Genomic DNA, 26020 nt, shown 5'->3' with positions numbered 1-26020 from the left:
AGGGACGCTTGCGCCTGAACCCCCTCATCAGCAGCGTGGCCCTGGCCACCCTGGCCTTTTTGTACCTGCCCATGCTGGCGGTGGCGGTGCTCTCGTTCAACAAGACCCGCTACGGCCTGCAGTGGTCGGGCTTCACCTGGGACTGGTATGTGCGGCTCTTCAACAACCCGGAGATCCTCGAGGCCGCCCGCAACACCTTCGTGCTGGCGCTGGTCTCGACCCTCATCGCCACGGTGCTGGGCACGCTTTTTGCCATCGCCCTCGAGCGCTACCCCTGGCCCCGGCGAGTCCAGGGTTTTCTGGAGAACCTGCTCTACTTACCGGTGGTCACCCCCGACATCATCTTCGCGGTGGCCCTGGTGGTGGCCTTTGGGGCCTTCCGGGCGGTCTCGAGCCTCTTCGAACCCGGCCTTTTTACCATGATTCTGGGCCACGTTACCTTCCAGATCGCCTTTGTGGCCCTCACCGTGCGCAGCCGCCTCAAAAGCCTGGGCCGCGAGCTCGACGAGGCCGCCCGCGACCTCTACGCCAGCTACGGCTACTACGTGCGCCGCGTCCTCTTACCCCTGCTCACCCCTGGCATCGTGGCCGGGGCCATGCTGGCCTTCACCCTCTCCCTCGACGACTTCGTGATTAGCTTCTTCACCGCCGGCCCCACCTCGCAAACCCTGCCCCTGCTCATCTACGCCTCGGTGCGGCGGGGGGTCACCCCCGAGATTCACGCCCTCTCCACCCTGATTTTCCTGGTTACGGTGCTCCTGGTGCTGGCCTCCGAGCGCCTTACACGGCGTTGAAAACTACGGTAAACTGGCGCCAATCAGGAGGAATCATGAAACGCCTGTTTGCCCTCTGCCTGCTGGCTCTTTCTTTCGCCCTGGCCCAGCCCCGCGAGATGCGGCTTTTTATCTGGTCGGAGTACATGGATCCGGCCATCATCAAAGCCTTTGAGCAAAAGTTCAACCTGCGGGTGCGCATAGACCTCTACGAGTCCAACGAGGACATGCTGGCCAAGCTCCAGGCCGGGGGGGTCTCGCAGTACGACGTGATCGTACCGGGCGACTACATCATCCCCACCCTGATCCAGCTCAAGCTAATCCAGCCCCTCAACCACAGCAAGATCCCCAACCTGAAAAACCTCGACCCCAAGTTTGCCAACCCGCCCTTCGACCCCGGCAACCGCTACAGCGTAGCCTATCAGTGGGGCATGTCGGGCATCATGTACCGCAAAGACCGCGTCCCCACCCCCACCAGCTGGAGCGTGATCCTGGGGCCAGGGGCCGATAAGCCCTTCGTGCTGATGGACTCCATCCGCGAGATGCTAGGGGCCGCGCTGCGCTACCAGGGCAAGTCCATCAATACCAGAAACCCCGCCGAGGTACGGGCTGCCGGCCAGGTGCTGCTAAACGCCAAAAAGAACCCCCGCTTCCTGGGCTTCGAGGGAGGGGTGGGGGCCAAGAACCGCCTGGTCGCCGGTACCGCCACCTACGCCGTGGTCTACAACGGCGATGCGCTCAAAGCCGCCGACGAGAACAAGAACGTGGGCTTTGTGGTGCCCAAAGAGGGGGCCGCTTTGTTCCTCGACAACATGGCCATCCCCGCCCGGGCCCCCAACCCCGAGGCCGCCCACCAGTTCATCAACTTTATTCTGGACGCCAAAATTGGAGCCCAGCTTTCCAACTACAACCGCTACGCCACCCCCAACAAGGCCGCCCTGCCCTTCATCAACCCCGAAGACCGCAAGAACCCGGCCATCTACCCCGACGCTGCGACCATGCAGAAGCTCGAGTTCGTGCTCGACTTAGGCCGCGACACCCGCATCTACGACGAGGTCTGGACGGCCGTCAAGAGCCGGTAGTTGGGGTTGCATTGTAGGAACGCGGTGCCTTGCGCTCTGCGCCGCGTCCTTGTTTTACCATGAGGCCAACCGCCGTGCTTCAATCGCTGCTCGACGACCCCCTACACGCCGTTCCCAGCCTGCAGGTAGCGGTGATCCGGGCCGGGGAAATCGTCTACGCTGAGGCGTTTGGACATCGCTACCTTGACCCCGACGACCCCAGCAAAAACTTGCCAGTAGACAACCAGACCCGCTTCCGGGTGGCCTCCATCTCCAAGCTGGTGGTGGCGCTGGGGGCGATGAAGCTTGTGGAACAAGGAAAGCTCGACCTCGAGGCCGATGTCAGCGAGTACCTGGGCTTTCCCCTGCGCAACCCGGCGTTTCCGCAGGCGCCCATTCGGGTTCGGCATCTGCTCTCGCATACCTCCTCGTTGCGCGACGGCTCGCGCTACGCCATTCCCAGCCCCTACACACTTCAGGACTTTTTTCATCCCCAGGGGCGTTTTTTTGAGGCCGGGGCCCACTTCGACCCGGCCCACCCCCCCGGCCGCTACGCCTGCTATGCCAACCTCAACACCGGCGTGCTGGGCACCCTGCTGGAGTGCGTGTCGGGCCGGCGCTTCGACCTGTTCATGGAACAGGAAGTCCTGCACCCGCTGGGGATGGGGGGCGGGTTCAATGTGAGCCGGTTTACACCTGAGCAGATCGGCAATTTAGCCGTGCTATACCGAAAGCGAACCGGCGCCGTATGGAACCCCCGTGGCCCCTGGGTGGCCCAGGTGGACGATTACCGCATGGTGGTTCCCGCGGGCCCCGTCATCCAAAACCCCGAGCTGCCCGACGATAGCTTTATTACCGTCGATCTAAATACCTACCGGCCAGGAACCAACGCTACCTTCTTCTCGCCGCAAGGGGGCTTGCGGGCCTCGGCCCTCGAGCTGGCCCAGGTTGCGCGGTTGTTTATGAACCAGGGCAGGGTTGGGGAAGTTCAGTTGCTAAAACCACACACCCTCGAGCAGATGCTGCAGCCCCAATGGACGTTCGATGGCACCAACGGCGACACCCTGGAAGGCCAGGCCCAAAGCTGGGGGCTGGGGGTCTGGCGTTTTACCAACCAGCCGGGCCAGGACTGCCCGGTGCAGGGCTACCCCCGGCCCTGGTTCGGCCATTTAGGCGATGCCTATGGCCTTCTGAGCGGCCTGCTGTTCGACCTCGAGGCCGGGCACGCGCTGGTGTACATCCTGGGGGGCCAGGGCTGTGACCCCGCCCAGCACAGGGGCCTCTACTCGGCCTACACCCGCTGGGAAGAGCAGGTTCTAAGCGCGCTGTACGGTCTGCTAAGCTAGAAGCAGATGGATGTGCAAAAGGCGTGCATCCCGCCCCCCGCAGGCCTGGTGAGCCCCGGTCTCTTCCGGTAGGCTTTGCTCCGACAAGCTCAGCAACCATGCGCCGACCCAGGCAGGGGTCGGCCCAGCGACTAGCAACCATTAGAGGAATCTATGGCGTATATCCAGCTCAAAACCCCCATCCCCGGCCCTAAAAGCCAGGAACTCCAGGCCCGCCGGGCCGCCGCCGTCTCGGGCGCGCTGGCCCAGGCCAATCCCATCGCGGTTAAGAGAGCCCACGGCTCGCTGGTGGAGGACGTGGACGGCAACACCCTCATTGACCTGGCCGGTGGCATTGGCGTACTGGCCGTGGGGCACACCCCCCAAAGCGTGGTGGAAGCCCTCAAAGCCCAGGCCGACGAGCTCTTGCACATGTGCAGCATCGTGGCCAACTACGAGCCCTATGTGGCGGTCTGCGAGGCCCTGAACCGCCTGACCCCCGGCGACTTCCCCAAAAAGACCCTTCTGGCCAACGGCGGGGCCGAGGCGGTGGAAAACGCCGTGAAGTTTGCCCGCCGCTATACCGGACGCCCTGGGATTATCGTCTTCGAGGGGGCCTACCACGGGCGCACCAACCTGACCATGGCCATGACCAGCAAGTGGGGCCTGTTCAAGAAGGGCTTTGGCCCCTTCGCCCCCGAGGTCTACCGGCTGCCGGTGCCCAACCTCTACCGCACACCGCCGGGCATGACCCCCGAGGCGTACGTAGACTGGGCCTGCTGGAATCTGGAAAACGCCCTCACCGCGCACATCGACCCCTCGGCCCTGGCCGCCATCGTGATCGAGCCGGTGATGGGCGAGGGGGGCTTTATCCCGGTGCCGCACAAGTTTTTACGCAAGATTCGCGAGGTCTGCGATGCCACGGGCGCGGTGATGATCGCCGACGAGATCCAGAGTGGCTCGGGGCGCACCGGCAGGCTCTGGGCCATCGAGCACAGCGGGGTGGTGCCCGACCTGCTGATTAGTGCCAAAAGCCTGGGGGCGGGGATGCCCATCAGCGCCGTGACGGGCCGGGCCGAGATTCTGGACAGCCCCCACGTGGGCGGGGTGGGCAGCACCTACGGGGGCAACCCCCTGGCCTGTGTGGCCGCGCTGGAGTCGCTCAAGATTTTGCAGTCGCCGGGCTTCCTCGAGCAGGCCCAACGCATCGAGCGGATCATCCGCGAGACCTTCGAGCCGCTGCAAAAAGAGATTCCGGTGCTGGGGGACGTGCGCGGCCTCGGGGCCATGATGGCGCTCGAGTTCGTCAAAGACCCCACAAGCAAAGAACCCTGGCAGGAGTTCGCCATGGAGACCATCAAGCTGGCCTCCCGCCGCGGGGTGATTCTGATCCGGGCCGGGCTCTACACCAACTGCATCCGCTTCCTGCCCGCCCTCGACATCCCCGAGGACATGCTGCGCGAGGCCCTGGGGGTGGTGGCGGGGGCCATCCGCGAGACCTACCAGACCCTGGCGGTGGGGGCCTGAGGCCAGCATGGACTGGCCCCTGGTCATCCGGCAGGCCCACGCCCGCCTGCGGCCCCACGTGCGCGAGACGCCGCTGGAGCTTTCGCTGGCCCTTTCTCAAACCACCGGGGCCGAGGTCTACTTGAAGCTGGAAAATCTCCAGCACACCGCAAGCTTCAAGGTGCGGGGGGCCCTGAACAAGCTGCTCTCGCTATCCCCCCAGGAACTGCAAAAAGGCGTGGTGGCGGCCAGCAGCGGCAACCACGGGGCAGGGGTGGCCTTTGGCCTGGCCAAGTTGGGCGCACAAGGCATCGTGTTCGTGCCGGAGGGGGCCAGCCCCACCAAGCTCGAGGCCATCCGGCGCTATGGGGCAGCGGTGCGGTTCTACGGGCAGAGCGGCGACGACACCGAAGCCTACGCCCGGAGCTACGCCGCCCAGCACGGCCTGACCTACATCTCGCCCTACAACGACCCTGAGGTGATCGCCGGGCAGGGCAGCCTCGGGGTGGAGATTGCCCAGCAGATAGCCAACCCGCCGGACGCGGTGTTTGTGACGGTGGGCGGTGGGGGGCTGGTCTCGGGGGTGGCGGCCTATCTGAAGGCGGTCAGCCCGAAGGTCAAAATCGTCGGCTGCCAGCCGGAAAACGACGCGGCCATGCTGGCCTCGGTGCGGGCGGGAAAAATCGTAAAGGTAGAGGCCAGGCCCACCCTCTCGGATGGCAGCGCGGGGGGCCTCGAGCCTGGCGCGATCACCCTCGAGCTGTGCCGAACCCTGGTGGACGACTGGGTTACGGTGAGCGAGGAGGAAATCAGGGCGGCCATGCGGCTTTTTATCGAGACCCAGCACCAGCTTCTGGAAGGGGCCGCCGGCGTGGCCCTGGCCGCTTTTCTCAAACAGGCCGCGCGCTACCGGGGGCAGCGGGTGGTGGTGGTTATCTGCGGGGCCAACATCGGGCTATCGGCCCTGCAAACGGTGTTGTGTTAGTTGCGCGGGAGCCGCAGACACAGTATTTTGACGGAAAAGCTGTAGGTAAACCGCCGATGACCGAACTCCTTCAAAGCCCCGATAAGCGCTTTGTCGTGGTGCAGTCCGAACCCTGGATGGCCCAGGAGCTCGAGGCCATCCAGCGGGCTTCTTTCCCCTCGCTGGCCCAACACGAGCTCATCAGCGCCGAGCAGTACCGGGCCCACATGCAGGTCTTCCCCGAAGGGCAGCACGCCGTGCTCGAGCGCCAGAGCGGCAGGGTGGTGGCCTGCTCCACCGACCTGCGCACCCAGGTGGACTTTAGCCACTACCAGCACCGCTACCTCGAGGCCGTGGGGGGCAACTGGCTCACCACCCACAACCCCTCCGGCGACTGGCTCTACGGCGCCGACATCGGCGTCCACCCCGAGTTTCGCGGGCTTAGGCTATCCACCCTGCTCTACACCGCCCGGCAGAACCTGGTGCGCCGCCTGGGCCTCAAGGGCCACGTGGCCGGGGCCATGCCCAAGGGCTACGCCCCCTACCAGCGCGACCTGAGCATCGAGCAGTACGTGCAAAAGGTGGTGCGCGGCGAGATGTTCGACCCGGTGCTCTCGGTGCAGCTCAAGCGGGGCTACTGCGTGTGGGGCATTATGCCGGATTACCTCAACGACCCCAGCTGCGGCAACTACGGGGTGTTTATCGTGTGGCGGAATCCGGAGCGCTTGCTTTAGGATCGCAACCCACCACCACTTCCCGGCCCATGCATCCAGCGGAACCCACTTACCGCGCGGTTGGGGCTAAATTTCAATCTGCGCGAAGCGGGCGTTCTCCTCGATAAACTCGCGGCGGGGCTGCACGTCGGAGCCCATCAGATCGTCAAAAATCTGGGCGGCGTAGGAGGCGTCTTTCATATCCACCTTTTTCAAAACCCGCCTTGCCGGATCCATGGTGGTCTCCCAGAGCTGCTCGGCGTTCATCTCGCCTAAGCCCTTGAAGCGCTGGATCTCGTAGGGTTTGTCGCCGATGTTGGCCAGGGCTTTCTTGAGGGCTTCATCATCGAAGATGTACTCGACGTGCTTGCTCTTACCCACCCGCAGGCCGTACAGGGGGGGCTGGGCCACGTACAGGTAGCCCCGCTCGATGATGGGGCGCATGTAACGGTAGAAGAAGGTGAGCAGCAGGGTGCGGATGTGCGAGCCGTCCACGTCGGCATCGGTCATGATGATGATCTTGTGGTAGCGCAGGTCTTCGATGTTGAAGTGGGCCTCTTCGTTGTCCTTGCCGCCAATACCCGCCCCAATGGCCGCCACCATGGCCCGCACCTCAGCGTTTTTGAGGGCTTTGTTCAGGCCGGCCTTCTCGACGTTGAGGATTTTGCCGCGCAAAGGCAGGATGGCCTGGAAACGGCGGTCGCGCCCGCTCTTGGCGCTGCCGCCCGCGCTGTCCCCCTCCACGATAAAGAGCTCGGCCTCGGCGGGGTCTTCCGACTGGCAGTCGGCCAGCTTGCCGGGCAGGTCGTCGGACTCGAGGGGGTTGGCCCGGCGCACCAGCTCGCGGGCCTTGCGGGCCGCCTCACGGGCCTGGGCCGCACGCTGGGCTTTTTCGTAGATCATCCTGGCGATGCGGGGGTTTTCCTCGAGGTACTCGGAAAACTTCTCGTACACCACCTTGCTTACGGCAGTACCGGCCTCGGGGTTGAGGAGCTTGCCCTTGGTCTGGCCCTCAAACTGCGGCTGGGGAATCTTGACCGAGATTACGCAGGACAGGCCCTCCAGCAGGTCGTCGCCAGTGGGCTCCAGATCCTTGACCAGGCCGGCTTTTTTGGCGTAGGTGTTGATGGCGCGGGTGTAGGCGGTTTTGAAGCCCGAAACGTGGGTGCCCCCATCCACGGTTGGAATCATGTTGGCAAAGCTCACCAGGTCGGCGCTGTAGCCTTTGGTGTGCACCAGGCCCACCTCGACCCCCACTGAATCTACCTGACCCTGCAACAGCACCGGCTTGTCGTAAAGCAGCTCCTCGCCGTCGGCGCGGAATTTAGCGAACGAGGCCACCCCGCCTTTGTCGTAGAAGACCTCTTCTTTTTGGTGAACCTCGTCCTTGAAAACCAGCTTGAGACCCGCCACCAAAAAGGAGACCTCGCGCAACCGCACCCGTAGACGGCTGGCCTCAAACTTCTGTTCGCTGCCGAAAATCTGGGGATCGGGCAGAAAGGTCACACGGGTGCCGCGCTTGCCCTTGGGGGCCTCCCCCACCACCTGCAGGGGCTTGGTGACCTCCCCCCGGCTGAACTCGATCAGGTGATGCTTGCCATCGCGGAAGACCTCCACACGGGTGTACTCGGACAGGGCGTTCACCACACTGGCCCCCACCCCGTGCAGACCGCCCGAAACCTTGTAGGCCCCCTCTTCAAACTTGCCCCCGGCGTGCAGCACGGTGTAGATCACCTCTACTGCAGGTTTCTGCTCTTCGGGCATGATGTCCACTGGAATCCCGCGCCCATTGTCCTCCACGGTGATGGAGCCGTCGGGGTGCAGGGTGGTGATGATCTCGGTAGCAAAGCCGGCCAGGGCTTCGTCCACCGCGTTATCGAGAATTTCCTTGAATAGATGATGATAACCATCGGCCTGGGTGCCGCCAATGTACATGGCCGGACGGTGGCGAACCCCTTCCAGGCCCTTCAAAACCTTGATTGCGGATGCATCGTAGCTGGTAGTCAGGTCAGTGCTCACCTGTATAGTATACCATATTTTGTTATTTGCGTAACAAAAAGAGCAAGCGCGTGAATCGTTGAATAATGCGTCCCAGACGCTTCAAAATCGGCCTTGCCGGGGAACCTCGAGCCGCCTTCACGCCACCATCCCACACATAAAGGGCTTTTTAAGCGTGTATAACAGGTTTATACATTTTGCTTGCCGGGCAGGCAGCCCATACCAATTCCGGTACAGACAAAAGGTGTCGGGCTTGCTTTAGCGCTTAACCGAACCCACCGCACTGATGGCGTGCTCGCTTGTGTTCAGGCGCAGGCGTTTGCCCAATTCGCGCCACCAGATGTAGGCGGGGCTGTCCAGGCGTTTGATGTGCTCGAGGGCGGCTTCCTTGCGCCAGGTCTTCAAGCGCAGCAAAAACAGGTTCAGGAACAGATCGCGGTACTCGGCGCTGGCCCGCTCCATATGAAAGTGAAAGCGCACCCCACGGTGCTGCGAGAAAGAGATGATGATGGGTACGCCTTCGGGGCCTTCTACCGGAATTTCCACGGTGGTGTCGGGCAGGGTGGAGGCGGTGAACTCGTACTCTTCCTGGATCATGCCAAGCTCGAGCAAAATCAGGGCAAACGCCCGCATCTCGAGACCGTTGATCTCGCGGTAGATGCGATCGATAAGGTCGTAGGTCGAGCTGTAGTGGAACTGCTCGCCCTCCTGCTCAGCCCACCACATGGCGTACTGGCCCTTGGGGGCGCTCAGAGAAGCCTGAATAAAAAGCCGGTCGCGGTAGGTCACCGGCTCCAGGGTTTCGGGGTAAATGGACAGCAGGTCGCCGGTGCTGTAGTAAATGGGGCGGAGACGGCCCCAGCGCTGGGCCAGCTCCTGCACCGCCACATAATGGGCTGCGGCTTTTTCGTCGGCTACAGGATAAAAGAAGAGGTCGTACTCGCCGTCTTCGGCCCGTACCCGCAAAGGAATTTCCAGCACCCCTTCGCGGGTCAGGCGCAGCACATCAGCTTCCAGCACCTGGATGCCCGATTTGCGGAACAGGGTCTCGATGGTAGTGGCAAAGATCAGGCGGTTGGCCGCCCTGACCTCGGGGGCGCTGCTGTTGATCAGGCCCTCGAGGCGAACCCTGGGCCAGTGGGCTGGTGCGTTGGTATAAAGTTCGTGCATGATCGCAACCAAGAAACAGCGTTACTTAACCTAAGCTAAAGTTTAGCTCCCCGCCAGCTAAAGCCTTGTGACATTTGGTGAGCCGCGCCGTTGCCGAAAAACCCGTGGGTAAGGGGCGTCGCAGTTGATGCCCGTGGGCTGTTTGCACAATAAAAGCCATGCCCAGAGGGGTTGGAGTGTGGACGGCTCTGGTGTTGCTCGCTGCAGGGTTGGTAGTGTGGTGGGTGATGAGCCAGGCTGCCGAAAAACGTCTGAACCCGAATAAGCGCGACTGGGAAAGCTTTGTGGCCCGCCAGGTGGCCGAGCAGACCGCCCCCTCCAGCTACCCGTTGCGGCGCAAGCTGGATTTTAGCCCCTTTGAAAGGGCCTTAGACCGGCTCGAGGCAAAGACCCTCGAGCGCCTGCAAACCCTTACCCAGCAGGCCACCATCGCCGAGCTGCAGGCCCTGATGCAGGCCGGGCAGCTCACTTCCGAGCAGCTCACGCTTTTTTATCTGTGGCGCATCCGCCGCTACAACGACCAGCTCGGCGCTTACCTGGAGCTGAACCCCGGGGCGCTCGAGGAAGCCAGGGCCCGCGACCAGGAACGCCAGCAAGGCAGGGTGCGCGGCTTGCTGCACGGCATTCCCATCGCCCTGAAGGACAATATCTCTACCAGGGGCCCTATGCACACCACCGCCGGGGCCGCCGTACTGGCCCAGCACATCGCCGACCAGGACGCTTTTATTGTGCAAAAGCTGCGGGCCGCTGGGGCGGTCATCCTGGGCAAGAACAACCTCTCGGAGTGGGCCAACTTCATGACCAGCCAGTCGGTCAACGGCTACAGCACGCTGGGCGGCCATACCCGCAACCCCTATGGGCCGTTTGATGTGGGGGGCAGCAGCAGCGGCACAGCGGTGGCCGTAGCGGCCAACCTGGCCGTGGCCGGCATCGGCACCGAGACCTCCGGCTCGCTCGTCTACCCCGCCGCCCAGAACAGCATTTTCACCCTCAAGCCCACCCTGGGCCTGGTCAGCCGCGACCGCATCATCCCCATCACCGCCGCCCAGGACACCGCCGGCCCCATGACCAAAAAGGCCCCCGACCTGGCGGTCTTGATGTCGGTGCTCACCGGGTACGACCCAGGCGACCCCCCGACCCAGCTTGCCCAGGATTTCACCTTCCCCGCCGTACCCCCACCCCCGCCGGCCACGCTGCGGGTGGGCTGGGTGCAGCACACCCAGCGCAAGGGCGACCTGGAAGCGCTGGAGCGGGTCGCGCAGACCCTGCAAAGCCTGGGGGCCGAGGTGGTGTCGGTGCCTTTTCCCGAGGCTTCCATCGAGATGATGCCGGTGCTGCACGCCGGTATGCGGCGCGACCTGGCCCACTACCTACAGACCACCGGGGCTGCAATTAGGGGCTTGCAGGACGTGATCGAATACAACCGCCAGCACCCCGAGGCCATGCGCTACGGGCAGGACTTGCTCGAGGTCTCGCTTTCGCACCCCCTATCCGAGGCCGAGTACCAGGCCCTGGTGCAGAAAAACCGCCAGCAGGGGGGTGAAAAGCTGCTCGAGCTGATGCAGGCCCAGCGGGTGGATGTGCTGCTGGCCATCAGCAACAGCCTGAGCCTGCTCACCTCCACCTCGGGCTTTCCGGTGGTGAATTTTCCAGCAGGCTACCGCGAGAGCGGCGAGCCGATAGGGGCCTCGCTGGTGGGCCCGGCCCTGCAAGACCCCCTGCTGATTGGCCTGGCCCAGGCGGTTGCAGCGCGGCTGGGCATCCACCGGCCCCCCATCCTTCGGTAAACTTTGCCTGGCATGGACGCCCCTCTTCCGGTCTATATCATCGGTTTGCGCGGCCTGCTCAACCTGATCGCGCTGCTCTTAATCGGGGTTTCGCTCCTGTGGAACCTACCGCTGCTGGTGCGCGAGCCCCAGGCCCGGCAGCTGCGCTTTTTCAAGTTTGTGGCGGGTTTTGCGGTGGTGGCGGTGGTGGTCGAGCTCCTGGTACGCACGCTGTTTATGGGCGGCGTGAGCTGGCTGCACGCCGTCTACGGCCTGCTGGCCGCCAGCATCCTGTGGTTTGTGAGCGGCCTGGAGCCTGGGGGCTGGTTCCGCAAAAGCCTGGAGCGGCCCCCGGAGCAGGTGGGGCCCTACTTCTTCTGGGCCAGCCTGGTCTGCTTGCTCTTGTGGTGGCGCTTTATCGAGACCGGGATAGCTCGGGTTCCCGCGCAGTAGCCAGCAGGTGCTGGTGTATATCCAGGGCAATCCGCAGGGCGGCGCCGGGCTCGCCCATGGCGGCTTTCCCGGCTGCTCTAGCCCGCTCCAGCAGGGTTTCGGAGGAGAGGAAGGCCCGCACACCCCGCACAATGGCCTCGGGGTTGGGCTCGGTGAGCATCAAGGCCTCCCCCAGCAGGCGTTTTTGCGTCTGGGCAAACCCTGGGGTGTACTGCGGCCCCTGGGTGGGAAAGCCCACCAGCGGCACCCCGTAGCCCGCGGCCTGCTCGGCCGCGGTTCCGCTGGTGGAGAGGGCCACCCTCGAGCCCCGCAGGGCCGCGCCGAAGGCCCGCTGCGCCAGGTAGACCACGGTTCCATCGGGGTGGCAAAGCCGGTGGGTGACGCCCTCGCTCCTACCGGTGGCCTCGAGGCTAAAACCTGCCCACTCCAGCCCCTCCAAGGGCAGGCCCGCCCAGGCCACCACCGGTGTTAGCGCGGTATCGCGCAGCAGGCGGCAGGCCTCGAGCATCAACGGCAGGCTCTGGTAAGCGTCCTGGCGCGAGCCGGGCAGCAGCAGCAGGTAGGGGGGAGGAAGCTCGAGCGACCCCTCGTCCAGGGCATCCAGCATGGGGTTGCCCAGGTAGCAGGCCTGGGGAACGCCTCGAGCCCGCAGCCAGACCGCCCCTTCCGGCTCGCGGGGGTACACCCGGGCCGCCCGGCGCATCAGCAGGCGCTCGGTCACGCTGTAAGGCCGCCCCCCCACCCTAAGCGAGGAGCGGCACTGCATCAAAAAAAGCGGGCGACCCCCAAACACCACCCCCACCCCCAGGGCGTAGACATCCCCCACCGCCAGCGTGGCCTGCGCCGCCCGGGCCGCCGCCCGCACCGAGCGGTACTGGGCCCGGCTCATGGAAAACCAGCCGGCCCGCAGATCGGCCCAGAGCGCCGCCGCACTCTGCAGGGCAAACCCCCCCGAGGGCAGCTCCCGGCAGGGCCCCAGCGCAGGAATACCAGCCCGCCGGTAGGCCTGGCCCCGGCCCACCAGCGGCACCGCCTGCACCCCATAGCCCAGCGCCTGCAAGGCCCCGCCCAGGGCCGCCCCGATGATGTCCTCGCCGTGCCCGTTGGAGATGAGCAGTATCTGCTTCATGCCTGGGTAAAGCGAACCAGGCGCTCGAGCACCGCCAGCCCGGCCCCTTCGTCCAGGAGCTGCTGGGCCAGCCGCACCCCCTCGGCCACGCTCCCCACCCGGCCCGCCAGGTAGAAGGCCGCCCCGGCGTTCAGCGCCACCGCATCGCGCTTGGGGCCCCGCTGCTGGCCGCTCAGAATGGCCCGCGCCTCCGCCGCGTTCTCGGCGGCAGTTCCCCCACCAATTGCTGTGTAGGGGGCAGGTTGCAGGCCCACCTCCTCGGGCCGCAGGTGGTAGGTGTGGATCTGGCCGTCCCTGAGCTCGGCCACTAGGTTCTCTCCCAGGGCCAGTTCGTCGATGGCCTCGAGGCCCTCCCCGCGCGCCATCTGGCCGTGCACCACCAGCGCCCGGCTGCTGCCCAGATCGCGCAGCACCCGGGCAAAGGGCTCCAGCAGGGCCGGGCTGCTCACCCCCACCAGGTTCAGGGTGGCAAAGGCGGGGTTGGTGAGGGGGCCCAGCAGATTGAAGACGGTGCGCACCCCCAACTCGGCCCGCACCGGGGCCACATGGCGCATGGCCGGGTGGTGGTTGCGGGCGAACAGGAAGCCCAGGCCCACCGTCTCGATGGCCTCGGCCACCCGCTCCGGGGGCAGGTCAATGCGAACCCCCAGGGCCTCGAGCAGGTCGAAAGAGCCCGACTTGGAGGAGGCCGCCCGGTTGCCGTGCTTGGCCACCGCCACCCCCCCTGCGGCTACCACAAAGCAGGTGGTGGTGGAGATGTTGAAGGCCTCCGGGGCCACCCCTCCGGTGCCCACGATGTCCAGCAGGGGCTGGCGGCGGGTCTCCACCCGCACCGCGGCCTCGCGCATACCGGCTGCAAAACCGGCGATCTCCTCGGGGGTCTCGCCCCGGGTGCGCAGGGCCATCAGCACCCCGGCGGTCTGCACCGGGGTCAGGTCGCCGGCCATAATCCGGCGCATCAGGGCATGGGCCTCGGTCTGGGATAAAGGCTCGGCCAGAAGGGCTTTCTTGAGTTCGTCCACACTTCCTCCCCAAAAGTTTACACATCAAGCGGCAGACGCCAACCCCGCCGTAGGCCCCGCCCGAGGGCCCCCACTTTGTCGAAGCGGCCCTGCCGGCTGTATTCCAGCAGCCAGAACAGGCCATACCCGGCCACCGCCAGCAGGGGCCAGGGGGCGTGCTTGCGAAAGAGCCGAACGTTGTAGGCGGCAAAGGTTTCGTCGGAACGCAGGTTACCCGACCAGGAGCTGCCTCCTTTGTGCAGCACCCGCGCCTCCTCGGCCACCGCCAGTCTAAACCCCGCCTCGAGCAGGCGCAGACCATAGTCGCAGTCCTCACCGTACATGAAAAACCCCTCGTCCAAGAGGCCCACCCGTTCCAGCGCTGTCCGGCGGATGAGCAGGCTGGCCCCGCTGATGTAGTTCAAGCGCCCAAGCTGGCGCGGATGGGTCAGCAGGCGGATCAGGCCCCAGGGGAGCACCACCTCACCCCCGCCCCAGGCCTGCACCTGCTGGGGGTTGTCCATTTCGTAGAGCACCGCGCCCACCGCCCCAATCCGGGCATCCTGTTCGGCCCGCTGCACCATGGCGCTGAGGGCTTTGGCATCGGGTAGGGTGTCGGGGTTGAGCAGCCAGACGTAGTCGGCCCCCGCGGCCAGGGCCCGGCGGATGCCCACGTTGTTGCCCCCGGCAAAGCCCAGGTTGCGCTCGAGCCGCACCAGCTCCACCGCTGGAAAAGCCGCGCGGATCTGGTCTATCGAGTCGTCGTCGGAGGCATTGTCCAGCACCAGTACCCGGTGGTTGGGGTACTCGAGCCTCTTCAGTGCCCCCAGGCAAACCAGCGTATCGCGCCAGGTTCGGTAGTTGAGGATCAGGGTGTAGACCAGAGGCTCAGCCATCTTTGCCCTCCAGCAGCCCCTGGGTGTAGGCGGCCTCGAGCACAAACCGGTAGGCTGCAAAAGCCCCCGCCCCCGCCTCCCAGTCGCGCACCTGCAACAGCCGCTCGGCCCGGGCCCAGGGGTAGGCCCAGCGCTTGTAGGCCCGCGCCAGGGGGTGTACACCCGTCCAGAGGGCCACCAGGGGGTGCGGGTGCAGCCGGTAAAACTGCCAGGCCATCCGTCCCAGGCTCCGCGACTTGGCTACCATGACCTCGAGGCTCACACGGTCTTCGTGCGCCGCGCGGGCTTTTAGGGCCAGGCGGGGCCGCACCCCCTTGCGCCAGAGCCGCCAGCCCAGCTCGTGTTCCTCCCAGCCGTAACCCCGAAAAGGTACAAAGGCCTCGGCTACCCCGAGCGGCAAAGAAAGACTGGCAAACCAGAAGCCGCCCCAGCCCAGCGAGGCCCCCTCGGCCCGGCCCCGCACCCCCGACTCGGCCCTTGCGCGCCAGAAGCGAACGAAGGGCTCCTGGCCCACCCCGTCGGGAATGTAGGTTCGGCTCACCGCAGCCGCCGAGGGATAACGCCGATGCAAGGCGAGGTGGGCCTGCAAGAACCCTGCTTCCGGAACGATGTCGTCATCGTTGAACAGCACATACTGGCCCCGGGCCTGAAGCAGCCCTGCATTGCGGGCAGAGGCCAGCCCTGCGTTGGGTTGGCGCAGCACCCGCAGGCGGGGGTCGCGGAACCCGGCCAACACCTCCGGCGTCGCGTCGGTAGAGCCGTCGTCCACCACGATGACCTCGAAGGGCACCCCGTCCTGCGCCAAAAACGCCCGCACCGTGCGGGCCAGCAGTTGGGCCCGGTTGTAGGTGGGAATCACGACGCTGAAGGTGGGTTCCATGCCTCCGAGGCCCCCCAGGCATACGCCAGCTCGTAGTCGCCCCGCGCCCCCAGCAGGCCCTTGAAGGAGGGGAGCAGGGCCAGCTTTATGCTCACCAGCACCGGGTGCACCCCCAGGGCCCAGGCGATGCGGGGATCGCGGTGCTTCTGCCAGACCCGCACGTGGGCCGACCCCGCCTGCCGGGCTTTCTCGATGGCCCGGCCCCGGTAGTCGAAGGCCTCGTGCACGGCCAGCGCGTCCCGCACGAACACCAGCCGCGCCCCGGCCCGCATCAGGCGGTAGCCCAGGTCGGGGTCTTCGCCGCCGTAGCCGCTGAAGGCGGGGTCGTAGCCGCCCACCTCCTCGAACAGGGCCCTGGGCAGCGAGGTATTGTTGCCGGTGATGTTCCACCAGAAGGCCCGGGGGCCCTTCAGCTCCGCCGCCCCTGTGCCCCGCAGCTCGGGGGGCAGCTCGAGCCGCCCCACCGCCACCGTGCGGGGCTGGGTGTGGGCTTTTTGATGGGCCTCGAGCCAGCCCGGCTGGGGTATCACATCGTCATCGGAAAAAAGCAGGATATCGCCCCTGGCCACCCCGGCCCCCCGGTTGCGGGCGCTAGCCGCGCCAAGGCCCGGCGTTATCTCGATAAAACGAAGGGCGTAAGGGGGTTTGTAGCGCTGCAGGAATTCCAGGGTATCGTCGGTGCAGCCATCGGCCACCACGATCACCTCGAACGCGCCCGGCTGGGCCTCCAGGGCGTGCAACTTCTTCTCCAATAGTTCGCGGCGGTTGTGGGTGGGTACGATTACCGAGATCATCGTCAACTACCGCATTATTCACACATCTGCAAGAAATTCGCCAGCATCTGCCGGCCCCCCTCGGTCAAGACCGACTCGGGATGAAACTGCACCCCGTGGGTGGGGTAGCGGCGGTGGCGCAGGCCCATCACCGTACGGCCCCCGGCCTCGTCGCACCAGGCATTGACCTCCAGCTCGTCGGGCAGGTCTTCCACCACCAACGAGTGGTAGCGGGTGGCCGTCAGGGGGGTGGGCAGGCCGGCAAACACCCCGCTGCCGTCGTGCAGGATGGGGCTGGTCTTGCCGTGCACAATCACCCGGTGCCGCCGCACCGCCGCCCCAAAGGCCTCGCCGATGCTCTGGTGGCCCAGGCAGACCCCTAGGATGGGGTACCGGGGTGCGTAGCGCTGGATGAGCGGCACCGAAAGCCCGGCCTCCTTGGGCGTGCAGGGGCCGGGGCTTACCACGATGCCGTCGGGGTCGAGGTCGGCCACGTCCTGCAAGGCAAAGCAGTCGTTGCGCCAGACGATCACCAGGGCCCCCAGCTCGCCCAGGTACTGCACCAGGTTGTAGGTAAAGGAGTCGTAGTTGTCAATCATCAGGATTCGCTTCATAACCCCGCCTCCCGCTTCTCCATGGCCGCGAACTCGCTGAGGATGGTGCGGTAGATCCGCTCGGCCACGTTGGGCGACAAGCCCTGGTGCTCAGCCATGTAGCGCACGTGCTGGATAATCTGCTCCTGCCGGTCTTTTGACTCAATGGGCACCTGGCCTTGCGCGAGCCGGGCCGCTTCTTTAGCCAGCCGTGCCCGCTGGGCCAGCAAGCCCACAATGCGGGCGTCAATGGCGTTGATCTGCAAACGAAGACCCTCGAGGCTCACAAACCCTCCTCGGCCAGGCGCACCGCCTTCACCATGGCCTGGGCCTTGTTCAGGCACTCCTGGTACTCGGCGCTGGGCTTGGAGTCGTAGACCACACCCGCCCCCGCCTGGATGTGCAGCTGCCCGCCAGCCACCACGATGGTGCGCAGGGTCAGGGCCATGTCCATGTGCCCGTCGTAGGCCACATAGCCAAAAGCCCCTCCGTAGGCACCGCGGCGGGCGGGCTCGAGCTCCTCGATAATCTCCATGGCCCGGATCTTGGGAGCCCCCGAGACGGTGCCCATCGGCAAGACCGCGGCCAGGGCGTCGAGCGGGGTTTTGTCCTCACAGAGCTCGCCCTCCACGGTCGAGACGATGTGCATCACGTGCGAGTAGTTCTCCACCTTCATGAGCTCGCGGGGCCGCACGCTGCCGTAGCGGCAGACCCGGCCCAGGTCGTTGCGCGAGAGATCCACCAGCATCACGTGCTCGGCCCGCTCCTTTTCGTCGGACAAGAGTTCCTCGGCCAGGGCCTGATCCTCGGCAGCGTCCCGGCCCCGCCGGCGGGTTCCGGCGATGGGACGGGTCACCACCCGCTGCCCATCGGAGCGCAGCAGGCTCTCGGGGCTGCTCGAGACCAGCGTCACCTCGCCCAGCTCCAGATAGCCCATGTAGGGGCTGGGGTTCACCGAGCGCAGCGCGCGGTAAACAGCAAAAGGGTGCACCTGGAGGGGGGCCGAGATGCGCAGCGAGGGCACCACCTGGAAGATGTCGCCGGCCCGGATGTACTCGAGCGCCCGCTCCACCATCTGCTCGTACTCGGCCTGGCTCACGTTCTGGCTGAACTCCACCCGCCGCCCGGCCCGCTCGCCCGGCACCCCCGGCAGCGGCCCGCTGAGCTTCTTCTCAGCCCAGGCGATGCGCTCCAGGGCCTGGGCCCGCTCGTCCTCCAGGGCCGGGGCCACGATGTGCAGCTGCTGCTTGAACTGGTCAAATACAATCAGGACTTCCGGCTCGATGAAAAGCAGGTCGGGAATGCCCAGCAGGTCGGGCTTCTGGCTGGGAAGCCGCTCGTAGTAGCGGATCAGGTCGTAAGCGGCGTAGCCCACCGCCCCACCCCAGAACAGGGGCAGGTCGGGGTCGGGCTGGATGGGCCGGTGGATGGCCTGGTAGAGGGTGCGCAAGGGATCCTGGGTGGGCACCGGCGCACCGTTCAGGGTCAGCACCCCATCCTTGAGCCGCCAGGTCTGCCGGGCCCCCACCCCCACAAAGCTCCAGCGGGCCCAGGCCTTGCCCCCCTCCACCGACTCCAGCAAAAAGCTGGGGCTGGCCTTCTCCGAGAGCTTCAGGTAGGCCGTGACGGGGGTCTCGAGGTCGGCCAGCAGGGTTTTTTTGACCGGGATGGTGGGTCTGGTTAGGTGTGCGATGGGCATCTGTTCTCCTTTAGCAATAAAAAATCCCCTGAGGAAAGCCCCAGGGGTAACGACCGCTACCGTCCCAGGGCTATCCGGGCCACCACCAACCCTTGACGGGCACGATCGGTACCATCTGGCCTTCAGTCTGCGCTATGGGCGGCCAGAATGCAAGTGGTTCTGTACGGCAGCCCCACAAAACGATAGGCTAAGGCCGATGCGCTGGCTTACCTTCGACTTGGACGGCACCCTGGCCGACTGGCCTTTCCGCCGCCTGCTGCGGCCCCACATGGAGGCTTTGCTGGCAGAGCCCACCATCCGCCAGGCCCTGCGCGCGGAGTACCTGCGCCGCCTGGCCCAGGGCGACCCCACCAAGGTGTACGACTGGGGGGATATTCACCGGGCTGTGCGGGAGCAACTGGGGCTCCCACCGGTCTTCCCCAACATTGCCCAGGTGCTCGCCGAGGCGGAGCTCGAGCCAGGGGTGCTTTATCCCGATGTACCAGCCAGCCTGGCTGCTTTTCGCCGGCAGGGCTACCAGATCGCCGTCGCCACCAACGGCCTGGCCAAGTACCAGCAGGTGCTGATAGACAGGCTTAACATCGCCTACGACCGGCTGCTGGCCCCGGATATCTCACAGGCCCTCAAGCCCGATCCTGCTTTCTGGAGGCCGCTCTTTGGAGGGCCGGTAGAGCAGATTGTGCACGTCGGTGATCTGCTCAGCCAGGACATCTGGGGGGCCAACGCCGCCGGCCTGAGAGCAGTCTGGATCTGGCGCACCATGCCCCAGGACTGGCGCGAAACCCCGGTGCTCGAGCGTACCCGGCGGCCCGACCTCAGCAAAGTCATCACCGCCAGGCTGCAAGGAGAGCTGGAGGAACACGGCCGGGTAGGTTCGGCCCACCCCCCAACCCCACCCCGGCCCGACCACATCGTGGCCGACCTGGAAGAGCTGCAAGCCGTGCTCAGCAGCACATCCGAAGGGCCGGCCACCCCCTCTCTTCCTTAGGATTTTGCTTATCGGCGGGGCCTGCGGATGGTCTCGATATGGGCCCCGTTTTCCAGTACGGCGGTAAATAGCTCCCACAGGTTCACAGCCAGCTCGGGCTCGGTGGTGAGCTGGGTAAAGCGAAAATAGGCCGCATCGCCCGAGGGCAGCACGAAGGTGGGCGTACCGAAGACCCCCAGTTCGCCTGCTTCTTCCAGATCCCGGCCCAATTCGATCCGGCGATCCTCTTCATCCTCCAGGTCGGCCATGAAGCGCTCTAGATCCAGCCCAGCCCGGCTCACCGCATCTACAAAAGTCTCATCGTCGCCCAGTTCGCGCTTGTCCTGGTGGTGCAGGCGAAAGAGCTCGAGGGCGAAGCGCAGGTGGGCGGCCTTCCCCTGCTGCCTTGCAGCGTGGGAGGCCAGAAAAGCCCGAAGCGATCTGGAGCTTTCCAGCGGCTGCTCGGACAGCTTCCAGGCCGGGGCATGGCGCGGCAGGCCTGCGTTTTGGGGGTGGTTGCCCTGCTCCAGGCTGTAGTGCCTGATTTCCAGATCCAGCGCCAGCTGGGGGGCCACCACGTAGGCCAGCTCGAGGCCCCGCCAGGCAAAGGGGCACAGGTAGTCGAGGTAGACGGTGACCCTCTGGAACATCAATCACCAAAGTACTCGTAGGTATGGGGCCCTTCCAGGCCCAGCATGAGGTCGAGGTTCTGCACCGCCGCGCCCGAAGCCCCCTTGCCCAGGTTGTCGAAACGCGCCACCAGCAGGGCCTGCTCGTGCGCGGGGTTCTCGTAGACGAAGAGCTCGAGCAGGTTGGTGCCGTTGAGGGCCTGGGGGTCGAGCACCGGGTGGTGCTGGCCGTAGGTCTCCAGGGGCATCACCCGCACGAAGCGCTGCCCCTGGTAGCGTTCCGCCAGGGCTTCGTGCAGCTCGGCAGCGGTGACCTTGCGCGGCAGGGCCCACAGGTGCACCGGGATGAAGTCCAGCATCCCCTGGCGGAAGCGCCCCACCGCCGGGGTGAAGATGGGGGGGTGCCGCAGGCCCGAGTAGAGGGTCATCTCGGGGATGTGCTTGTGGGTGAGCTCGAGGCCATAGGCCCGGTAATCCCCGGCCAGGCGGTGCTCCCCCCGGCCTTCCATGGCCTCGATGAGCGGCCGCCCCCCGCCGGAGTAGCCCGAGACGGCGTTCACCGAGGCGGGAAATTCCGCAGGCAGAAGCCCGGCCTCCACCAAAGGCCGCAGCAGGGCCACCACCCCGGTGGGGTAGCAGCCGGGGTTGGCGACAAACCGCGCCCGGCGGATCCGCTCAGGCTGCTCGGGGGTGAGCTCGGGAAAACCATACACCCAGCCCTCGGCCACCCGGTGGGCCGAGCTGGCGTCCAGGATGCGGGTCTGGGGGTTCTCCAGCATCGCCACGGCCGCTTTGGCCGCCTCGTCGGGCAGGCAGAGGATGGCCACATCCGCCTCGTTTAGCAGGCGCTTGCGCTCGGCCTCGTCCTTGCGCTTGGCCGGGTCAATCGAGAGGAGCTCTAGATCGTCTCTATGCTGCAGGCGGGCCCGGATCTGCAGGCCGGTGGTGCCCGCCTCGCCGTCGATGAAGACCTTGGGTTTACTCATGGCGTCACCCAACCCCGCCCCGGCCCAGCGCGGCCAATAGACTTTCGAACGTTGTGTTCATCGTCTGGCTGTATACCCAGCTTTAGCAGCATCTGGCGCAGGCGGAAAACCAGGGCCAGCGGAGACTCCTTGCGGAGCCGTCCCACCTGTTTGCGGATGCGCTCACCCGGCCCCATGCCTCTAGCCTAGCAGATGGTACAGGAGGGCCTTCTGCGCGTGCAGCCGGTTCTCGGCCTGGTCGAAGACCCGCGACTTCGGGTGCAAGGTGGCCTCCTCGACCACCTCCTCCCCGTAGTGGGCCGGCAGGCAGTGCAAAAAGATGCCCTCGGGGTCGATCAAGTCCAGCATGGCCGGGGTTACCTGAAAACCGGTAAAGTCTTTGATCTTGCGCCGCTGGCTGGCCTCGGCCTCCTGGCCCATCGAGACCCAGACATCGGTGTAGAGCACCTGGGCGCCCCGGGCCGCTTCGATGGGGTCGTGGGTCAGGGTGATATCGGCCCCCAGCTTGAGGGCTTCCATGAGGATAAGGGCGTTGGGCTCGTAGCCGCGCGGGGTGGCGATGGTGAGCTTGGCACCAGAGAGCACCGCGCACTGGATGTGGGCATTGGCCATGTTGTTGCCGTCGCCGATATAAGCCACCTTGAGGCCCCGGGTATCGGGGAAGCTCTCCTCGATGGTCTGGTAGTCGGCCAGCAGCTGCACCGGGTGCAGCAGGTCGGAAAGCCCGTTGATGACCGGCTTGGAGGAGTAGCGGGCCAGCTCTTCCAAAGTCGAGTGCAGGTAGACCCGGGCCATGATGGCCTCCACCCAGCGCTCGAGGTTCAGGGCAATGTCGCGCACCGGCTCGCGGGTGCCCAGGCCGATCTCGGCGTTGGTGAGGTTAACCGCGTGCCCGCCGAGCTGGTTCATGGCCACCTCGAAGGTGGTGCGGGTGCGCAAGGAGGGCTTCTCGAAGATCATGGCCAGGGTCTGGCCCTCGAGGGGCCGCAGCCCCTTGTAGGCCCCCCGTTTCATGGCGTGGGCGGTATCCAGCACCGTACGGTACTCGGCAGGCGACAGGTCGAGGTTGGAAAGGAAGTCGCGGCCTTTGAGGCCGGCCAGCGGCGGGATTACCTCAGGCACGAGCACCTCCCCTTCTGTGTGTATAAAAACCCAGTCATAGGGTTTGATTATACAAAGCTACGGGCCAGGTGCCACTCATGCCAGGATGCAAAAAGACAGCCTCTTGAATCAGATGGTCTCGAGGGCGACCTCGACCATCTGGTTAAAGGTCTCCTGCCGCTCCTGGGGGGTGGTTTTCTCGCGGGTAATCAGGTGGTCGCTGATGGTAAGGATGCACAAAGCCTGCACCCCAAACTTGGCCGCCAGGGTGTAGAGCCCCGCGGCCTCCATCTCAACCGCCAGCACCCCAAACTGGGCCCATAGCTGATAGGGGTCGGGCTGGTCGTGGTAAAAGGTGTCGGTGGAAAGCACATTGCCCACGTGCACCGGCATGCCCCTGGACTGGGCCTGCTCGTAGGCCCGGCACAGCAGGTCGAAGGTGGCGATGGGGGCATAGTTCTGGCCGGCAAAGCGCAGGTTGTTGATCGAGGAGTCGGTGCAGGCGGCCTGGGCGATGACCAGATCGCGCAGCTTGAGGCGCTCGGTGATGGCCCCGGCGGTGCCCACCCGAATCAGGGTCTTGCAGCCGTAAAACTGAACCAGCTCGTGGATGTAGATGCTGGCCGAGGGGATCCCCATGCCAGTGCCCTGCACGCTCACCCGTTTGCCTTTGTAGGTGCCGGTGTAGCCAAACATGTTGCGAACCTGGTTGTATAAAACCGGGTTTTCCAGAAAGTTCTCGGCGATGTACTTGGCCCGCAGGGGGTCGCCGGGGAGCAGGATGGCTTCAGCAATAGCACCAGGTGCAGCAGAGATATGAGGCGTCATGTCTGTACTTTATCCGGTTGGGCCGGGAAAACAAAGACGGGAAGCGCATCCATTGCCCGCCTGCAAATACCCATCCCCGCGAAAGACCGCGCCGGGGTGCCCCCAGCCTTCTTGCTACTTGCCCGGCTCATCCGGGCTTTGCGCGCTGGATTTGCGCAGGACGGCCAGTTCAAACTGGGTGGGGTTCTGGGCGTGCAGGCGGGCCGTCTGGTAGTCCACCAGGCCCTGGTGGTACAAAGACAGCAGGCTCTGGTCAAAGCTTTGGTAGCCCTCGAGGCCCTGTTCACGCAGCACCTCACGCAGGCGATCGGTCTGGCTGGGCTGCTTAAGGGCCTCGCGAATGCGGGGGGTCATGGTGATGACCTCGGCAATAAGGGTGCGCTGGCCCTTGACGGTAGGAACCAGGCGTTGATGAATGATGCCCAGCAGGCTTTCGGCCAGCAACACCCGGTTGATGTTGCGTTCGGCTGGACTAAAGAGCTCGAGCATGCGGTGCAGCACCCCGACGCTATCGCTGGAGACAAAAGTCGAGAGCACCAGGTGGCCGGTGTACACCGCATTGAGCACCGCCGAGGCGGTGGCCGAGTCGCGGATTTCACCAATCACGATCACATCGGCGTTCTGGCGCATGGCCGCCAGCAGGGCTTTCTCGTAGGAAATCGCATCGGAGCCAATCTCGCGCTGAACAACCGCCGAGCGCTTGGGGCGGTGCAGGTACTCGATGGGGTCTTCCACCGTAACAATGATGCGGGTGTGGTGGGTGTTGATCTCGTCCACCAGGCGGGCCAGGGTGGTGGACTTACCGGCGCCAAGGGGCCCTGTAACCAGCACCAGACCCCGCCGCTGGTTGCGGAAAAACTCGAGGTACTCCGCTTTTAGACTGACCTTATCCAGGTCAGTATCCGCGCTGCCAAGGGCATGCAGCACCGCACTGATAGAGCCCCGCTGGTAGAAAAAGTTCACCCGCAGACGGGTGAGGCCGGGCAGGCTATAGGCCACATCCACCTGGCGGTAGGCGCGCAGGCGGGCTTTTTGTTGAGGGGTACAGAGCTTCTCGACCAGGCTGGCCGTAAACTCGGGGGTGACCGCGCTCTGACTAACGGCTCTGAGTTCATCGCCAATGCGAGCCAGCACCGGCATACCGGCGTGCAGGTGAATATCGGAGGCCCCTTTATGAACCAGCAAAACGAGCATTTCTTCAAAATGCATAGGCGACCCAGGCAAAGGTTATCATCTTTTGCGCCGCCCCTTGCGCATATAAAAACCAACCTGTGAACCCAGGGGGTGCTTTTGGCCTCCCAAGATCAGTCGAAGGAAAAGCCGTTGGCCAGGTGGGCTACCGGGCGGCCGGTAATGCGCTGCACCGCCTCGGGAATGAGGGGCAGGATGACCTCGAGGGAGTCCTTGCTGCCCTGCGGCCCACCCGGCAGGTTGATAATTAGGGTTTTGCCCCGCACACCCGCCACCCCACGGGATAGCGCTGCTAAAGGGTTTTTCTTGTAGGTTTCCATGCGGATAAGCTCCGCAATTCCGGGGGCCTCTTTCTCCAGCATCTCACGCGTGGCCTCAGGGGCGTGGTCGCGGTTGCTAAGGCGGATGCTGCCCAGCGTCAAGATCACGTCCAGTCCATCGCGATCCGCCCATAGGCGCAACACCCGCTTAATCTGGGCCGGCTCATCAGGGATGATCTCGTAATTGGTAATCTCGTAGGGGCCTAAAGCCAGGCTCTCGCGCAACGCCGCATAGGCATGGTCTTCGATCTCCCCGCGGGCTTCGCGGTCGGAAATGGTAAGGATGCCGACTCGAATCATTCAGTACAAATTTAGAGCATAAAGATGGTAGTTTTGGGTTATATGTGGCACGATAGCCCAACCCTGGAGGGTCGTTATATCCGGCTGGAGCCTTTGGGCCTGGAGCATGCCCCGGCTTTGCTCGAGCACTACGATGCCGAGATGGTACAGTACCTGAGCAACGCCCCCAGGGAACCCTCCCTAGAAGCCATGCAAAACTACATCCGCTCGTTGCTCTCCGCCAAAGATCGGGTGAACTGGGTCATTGTTGACAAGGCCAGCCGCCGGGTGGCCGGGCGCACCGGTTATGTGCGGGTCAATCCCGAGCACCGCTCCTTGGAGACCACCACCTGGATCTTTACCCCTTACCAGGGCGGCAACACCAACCCCGAAAGCAAGTACCTGCTTTTGTGCAGGGCTTTCGAGGATCTAAAGGCCATCCGGGTGCAGTTTCGGGCCGATGCCCGCAACACCCGTAGCTGCAGGGCCATCGAGAAGCTAGGGGCCACCTTCGAGGGTGTTTTGCGGAAGGATCAGATTTATCCCAACGGCACCATCCGTGATACCGCGGTGTACTCGATTATCGACGAGGAGTGGCCCCAGGTGAAAAAAGGCCTCGAGGCCCGGCTGTATGGCCGCTAGCCCGACTCAAACCTGCCGCAGGTCTTCCAGCAGCTGCCAGCCCACCTCCTTGGGGGTGGCCTCGAGGTAGGGCTTCAGCGCCTGGCTTACCCATAGCGCCAGCGGCTTGAGGTCGTGCGGCTCCTGCTCGGTGCGCACCAGCAGGGTCACCTGGTAAAACTGCTGGGTCTCGGTGGGGGTGCCGTCCTCGAAAAAGGTCATGGGGGCCCGCACTTTGTCAATCAGCACGTGCACCTCGCCCAGCTGGCGGGGAATCGCCTCGCGGGGGTCGAAGGAGAGTTCCTTGGGATGCCACAGATACCCCTGAAACAGCTTGATGGCCTTCATCGCAGTCACAGGTCTGATTCTCGCCGCTGGAACCGAAACCAAAAGTGGCT

The 26020-nt window shown here is 64.9% G+C and carries 28 protein-coding genes; 10 read left to right on the top strand and 18 right to left on the bottom strand.

Features of this window, described 5'->3' with window-relative positions:
- The first annotated feature begins 8 nt into the window (after window positions 1–8).
- The 6 genes from MTAI_RS00920 (at window position 9) to MTAI_RS00895 (ending at window position 6363) form a co-directional block, all read left to right on the top strand.
- Window positions 9–794 carry an ABC transporter permease gene (locus MTAI_RS00920; protein WP_027886608.1) on the top strand — a complete coding sequence of 262 codons (786 nt, stop codon included), beginning with the start codon at window positions 9–11 and terminating at the stop codon, window positions 792–794.
- Between the two features lie 35 nt (window positions 795–829).
- Window positions 830–1855 carry a polyamine ABC transporter substrate-binding protein gene (locus MTAI_RS00915; protein ID WP_027886609.1) on the top strand — a complete coding sequence of 342 codons (1026 nt, stop codon included), beginning with the start codon at window positions 830–832 and terminating at the stop codon, window positions 1853–1855.
- A 74-nt stretch (window positions 1856–1929) separates the two neighbouring features.
- Entirely contained in the window at window positions 1930–3180 is a 1251-nt protein-coding gene (locus MTAI_RS00910; protein ID WP_223299727.1) for a serine hydrolase domain-containing protein, read from the top strand.
- Window positions 3181–3333: 153 nt separating this feature from the next.
- Window positions 3334–4686 (top strand): aspartate aminotransferase family protein, encoded by a 1353-nt coding sequence (locus MTAI_RS00905; protein ID WP_027886611.1) that lies wholly within the window; start codon window positions 3334–3336, stop codon window positions 4684–4686.
- Window positions 4687–4693: 7 nt separating this feature from the next.
- Window positions 4694–5650, top strand: a complete 957-nt coding sequence (locus tag MTAI_RS00900; protein WP_027886612.1) for a threonine/serine dehydratase — start codon at window positions 4694–4696, stop codon at window positions 5648–5650.
- A gap of 56 nt (window positions 5651–5706) precedes the next feature.
- On the top strand, window positions 5707–6363 hold the full coding sequence (locus tag MTAI_RS00895) for a GNAT family N-acetyltransferase (RefSeq protein ID WP_027886613.1): 657 nt from the start codon (window positions 5707–5709) through the stop codon (window positions 6361–6363).
- Between the two features lie 66 nt (window positions 6364–6429).
- Here the strand turns inward: MTAI_RS00895 and MTAI_RS00890 are convergent, their stop codons facing one another.
- On the bottom strand, window positions 6430–8361 hold the full coding sequence (locus MTAI_RS00890; protein ID WP_027886614.1) for a DNA topoisomerase subunit B: 1932 nt from the start codon (window positions 8359–8361) through the stop codon (window positions 6430–6432).
- A 237-nt stretch (window positions 8362–8598) separates the two neighbouring features.
- Window positions 8599–9510 carry a hypothetical protein gene (locus tag MTAI_RS00885; protein WP_027886615.1) on the bottom strand — a complete coding sequence of 304 codons (912 nt, stop codon included), beginning with the start codon at window positions 9508–9510 and terminating at the stop codon, window positions 8599–8601.
- 227 nt (window positions 9511–9737) lie between these two features.
- Here MTAI_RS00885 and MTAI_RS00880 point away from each other — a divergent pair, with 227 nt between their 5' ends.
- Together MTAI_RS00880 and MTAI_RS00875 are read left to right on the top strand one after the other, a co-directional pair.
- Window positions 9738–11297, top strand: a complete 1560-nt coding sequence (locus MTAI_RS00880) for an amidase family protein (protein WP_051349784.1) — start codon at window positions 9738–9740, stop codon at window positions 11295–11297.
- A 12-nt stretch (window positions 11298–11309) separates the two neighbouring features.
- The gene (locus tag MTAI_RS00875) at window positions 11310–11729 is read left to right on the top strand and encodes a hypothetical protein (RefSeq protein ID WP_027886617.1); all 420 of its coding nucleotides are present in this window, start codon (window positions 11310–11312) and stop codon (window positions 11727–11729) included.
- Here the strand turns inward: MTAI_RS00875 and MTAI_RS00870 are convergent.
- Genes MTAI_RS00870 through trpE form a run of 8 tightly spaced genes read right to left on the bottom strand, consistent with a single transcriptional unit; the run spans window position 11692 to window position 18700 of the window.
- A complete protein-coding gene (locus tag MTAI_RS00870; RefSeq protein WP_027886618.1) occupies window positions 11692–12858 on the bottom strand; it encodes a lipid-A-disaccharide synthase-related protein in 1167 nt (388 codons plus the stop codon). The two genes, MTAI_RS00875 and MTAI_RS00870, sit on opposite strands and share 38 nt — an antisense overlap.
- A complete protein-coding gene (gene trpD / locus MTAI_RS00865) occupies window positions 12855–13880 on the bottom strand; it encodes an anthranilate phosphoribosyltransferase (protein WP_027886619.1) in 1026 nt (341 codons plus the stop codon). Before trpD ends, MTAI_RS00870 begins: the two co-directional genes overlap by 4 nt.
- A 17-nt stretch (window positions 13881–13897) precedes the next feature.
- Entirely contained in the window at window positions 13898–14755 is an 858-nt protein-coding gene (locus MTAI_RS00860; RefSeq protein WP_027886620.1) for a glycosyltransferase family 2 protein, read from the bottom strand.
- Complete coding sequence (locus tag MTAI_RS00855; RefSeq protein WP_027886621.1) at window positions 14748–15635, bottom strand: glycosyltransferase family 2 protein; 888 nt, start codon at window positions 15633–15635, stop codon at window positions 14748–14750. The genes MTAI_RS00860 and MTAI_RS00855 overlap by 8 nt, the downstream gene beginning before the upstream one ends.
- Entirely contained in the window at window positions 15611–16429 is an 819-nt protein-coding gene (locus tag MTAI_RS00850) for a glycosyltransferase family 2 protein (protein ID WP_036196772.1), read from the bottom strand. The genes MTAI_RS00855 and MTAI_RS00850 overlap by 25 nt, the downstream gene beginning before the upstream one ends.
- Window positions 16430–16443: 14 nt before the next feature.
- Window positions 16444–17022: an anthranilate synthase component II gene (locus MTAI_RS00845; RefSeq protein WP_027886622.1), complete on the bottom strand. Its 579-nt coding sequence runs from the start codon at window positions 17020–17022 to the stop codon at window positions 16444–16446.
- The gene (locus MTAI_RS00840; RefSeq protein WP_027886623.1) at window positions 17019–17288 is read right to left on the bottom strand and encodes a chorismate mutase; all 270 of its coding nucleotides are present in this window, start codon (window positions 17286–17288) and stop codon (window positions 17019–17021) included. The genes MTAI_RS00845 and MTAI_RS00840 overlap by 4 nt, the downstream gene beginning before the upstream one ends.
- Complete coding sequence (gene trpE / locus MTAI_RS00835; RefSeq protein WP_027886624.1) at window positions 17285–18700, bottom strand: anthranilate synthase component I; 1416 nt, start codon at window positions 18698–18700, stop codon at window positions 17285–17287. The genes MTAI_RS00840 and trpE overlap by 4 nt, the downstream gene beginning before the upstream one ends.
- A gap of 196 nt (window positions 18701–18896) precedes the next feature.
- Between trpE and MTAI_RS00830 the strand changes: the two genes are divergently transcribed.
- Window positions 18897–19688 (top strand): HAD family hydrolase, encoded by a 792-nt coding sequence (locus MTAI_RS00830; RefSeq protein ID WP_027886625.1) that lies wholly within the window; start codon window positions 18897–18899, stop codon window positions 19686–19688.
- A gap of 8 nt (window positions 19689–19696) precedes the next feature.
- Here the strand turns inward: MTAI_RS00830 and MTAI_RS00825 are convergent, their stop codons facing one another.
- From MTAI_RS00825 to MTAI_RS00795, 7 genes are all read right to left on the bottom strand, one after another.
- Window positions 19697–20317, bottom strand: coding sequence for a DsbA family oxidoreductase (locus tag MTAI_RS00825; RefSeq protein ID WP_036196774.1), 621 nt, complete (start codon window positions 20315–20317; stop codon window positions 19697–19699).
- Window positions 20317–21282, bottom strand: coding sequence for an N-acetyl-gamma-glutamyl-phosphate reductase (gene argC / locus MTAI_RS00820; protein WP_027886627.1), 966 nt, complete (start codon window positions 21280–21282; stop codon window positions 20317–20319). The genes MTAI_RS00825 and argC overlap by 1 nt, the downstream gene beginning before the upstream one ends.
- Window positions 21279–21458, bottom strand: a complete 180-nt coding sequence (locus MTAI_RS00815; protein WP_027886628.1) for a hypothetical protein — start codon at window positions 21456–21458, stop codon at window positions 21279–21281. The genes argC and MTAI_RS00815 overlap by 4 nt, the downstream gene beginning before the upstream one ends.
- A 4-nt stretch (window positions 21459–21462) precedes the next feature.
- Complete coding sequence (gene argF, locus MTAI_RS00810; RefSeq protein WP_027886629.1) at window positions 21463–22404, bottom strand: ornithine carbamoyltransferase; 942 nt, start codon at window positions 22402–22404, stop codon at window positions 21463–21465.
- Window positions 22405–22512: 108 nt separating this feature from the next.
- Entirely contained in the window at window positions 22513–23211 is a 699-nt protein-coding gene (gene deoD, locus MTAI_RS00805) for a purine-nucleoside phosphorylase (protein ID WP_027886630.1), read from the bottom strand.
- Between the two features lie 114 nt (window positions 23212–23325).
- Window positions 23326–24420 carry a type IV pilus twitching motility protein PilT gene (locus tag MTAI_RS00800; protein WP_027886631.1) on the bottom strand — a complete coding sequence of 365 codons (1095 nt, stop codon included), beginning with the start codon at window positions 24418–24420 and terminating at the stop codon, window positions 23326–23328.
- A 95-nt stretch (window positions 24421–24515) separates the two neighbouring features.
- Window positions 24516–25022 carry a MogA/MoaB family molybdenum cofactor biosynthesis protein gene (locus MTAI_RS00795; RefSeq protein ID WP_027886632.1) on the bottom strand — a complete coding sequence of 169 codons (507 nt, stop codon included), beginning with the start codon at window positions 25020–25022 and terminating at the stop codon, window positions 24516–24518.
- A 42-nt stretch (window positions 25023–25064) separates the two neighbouring features.
- Between MTAI_RS00795 and MTAI_RS00790 the strand changes: the two genes are divergently transcribed.
- Window positions 25065–25643: a GNAT family N-acetyltransferase gene (locus MTAI_RS00790; protein ID WP_027886633.1), complete on the top strand. Its 579-nt coding sequence runs from the start codon at window positions 25065–25067 to the stop codon at window positions 25641–25643.
- Window positions 25644–25649: 6 nt separating this feature from the next.
- Here the strand turns inward: MTAI_RS00790 and MTAI_RS00785 are convergent, their stop codons facing one another.
- Window positions 25650–25970: a DUF3208 domain-containing protein gene (locus tag MTAI_RS00785; RefSeq protein ID WP_027886634.1), complete on the bottom strand. Its 321-nt coding sequence runs from the start codon at window positions 25968–25970 to the stop codon at window positions 25650–25652.
- Window positions 25971–26020 lie beyond the last annotated feature (50 nt).

Origin of the sequence: Meiothermus taiwanensis WR-220 (assembly GCF_003568585.1) — a bacterium.
In the GTDB taxonomy this organism is placed as follows: Bacteria; Deinococcota; Deinococci; order Deinococcales; family Thermaceae; genus Meiothermus; species Meiothermus taiwanensis.
Note: the sequence above shows the minus strand (reverse complement) of the source record. Positions and strands in the feature narration are given on the sequence as shown.

Coding starts and splice junctions, on each gene's coding strand:
- MTAI_RS00915 (WP_027886609.1), top strand. CDS start 830: ATGAAACGCCTGTTTGCCCTCTGCCTGCTGGCTCTTTCTTTCGCCCTG.
- MTAI_RS00905 (WP_027886611.1), top strand. CDS start 3,334: ATGGCGTATATCCAGCTCAAAACCCCCATCCCCGGCCCTAAAAGCCAG.
- MTAI_RS00900 (WP_027886612.1), top strand. CDS start 4,694: ATGGACTGGCCCCTGGTCATCCGGCAGGCCCACGCCCGCCTGCGGCCC.
- MTAI_RS00895 (WP_027886613.1), top strand. CDS start 5,707: ATGACCGAACTCCTTCAAAGCCCCGATAAGCGCTTTGTCGTGGTGCAG.
- MTAI_RS00885 (WP_027886615.1), bottom strand. CDS start 9,510: ATGCACGAACTTTATACCAACGCACCAGCCCACTGGCCCAGGGTTCGC.
- MTAI_RS00880 (WP_051349784.1), top strand. CDS start 9,738: ATGAGCCAGGCTGCCGAAAAACGTCTGAACCCGAATAAGCGCGACTGG.
- MTAI_RS00875 (WP_027886617.1), top strand. CDS start 11,310: ATGGACGCCCCTCTTCCGGTCTATATCATCGGTTTGCGCGGCCTGCTC.
- MTAI_RS00870 (WP_027886618.1), bottom strand. CDS start 12,858: ATGAAGCAGATACTGCTCATCTCCAACGGGCACGGCGAGGACATCATC.
- MTAI_RS00860 (WP_027886620.1), bottom strand. CDS start 14,755: ATGGCTGAGCCTCTGGTCTACACCCTGATCCTCAACTACCGAACCTGG.
- MTAI_RS00855 (WP_027886621.1), bottom strand. CDS start 15,635: ATGGAACCCACCTTCAGCGTCGTGATTCCCACCTACAACCGGGCCCAA.
- MTAI_RS00850 (WP_036196772.1), bottom strand. CDS start 16,429: ATGATCTCGGTAATCGTACCCACCCACAACCGCCGCGAACTATTGGAG.
- MTAI_RS00845 (WP_027886622.1), bottom strand. CDS start 17,022: ATGAAGCGAATCCTGATGATTGACAACTACGACTCCTTTACCTACAAC.
- trpE (WP_027886624.1), bottom strand. CDS start 18,700: ATGCCCATCGCACACCTAACCAGACCCACCATCCCGGTCAAAAAAACC.
- MTAI_RS00830 (WP_027886625.1), top strand. CDS start 18,897: ATGCGCTGGCTTACCTTCGACTTGGACGGCACCCTGGCCGACTGGCCT.
- MTAI_RS00825 (WP_036196774.1), bottom strand. CDS start 20,317: ATGTTCCAGAGGGTCACCGTCTACCTCGACTACCTGTGCCCCTTTGCC.
- argC (WP_027886627.1), bottom strand. CDS start 21,282: ATGAGTAAACCCAAGGTCTTCATCGACGGCGAGGCGGGCACCACCGGC.
- MTAI_RS00815 (WP_027886628.1), bottom strand. CDS start 21,458: ATGGGGCCGGGTGAGCGCATCCGCAAACAGGTGGGACGGCTCCGCAAG.
- deoD (WP_027886630.1), bottom strand. CDS start 23,211: ATGACGCCTCATATCTCTGCTGCACCTGGTGCTATTGCTGAAGCCATC.
- MTAI_RS00800 (WP_027886631.1), bottom strand. CDS start 24,420: ATGCATTTTGAAGAAATGCTCGTTTTGCTGGTTCATAAAGGGGCCTCC.
- MTAI_RS00795 (WP_027886632.1), bottom strand. CDS start 25,022: ATGATTCGAGTCGGCATCCTTACCATTTCCGACCGCGAAGCCCGCGGG.
- MTAI_RS00790 (WP_027886633.1), top strand. CDS start 25,065: ATGTGGCACGATAGCCCAACCCTGGAGGGTCGTTATATCCGGCTGGAG.
- MTAI_RS00785 (WP_027886634.1), bottom strand. CDS start 25,970: ATGAAGGCCATCAAGCTGTTTCAGGGGTATCTGTGGCATCCCAAGGAA.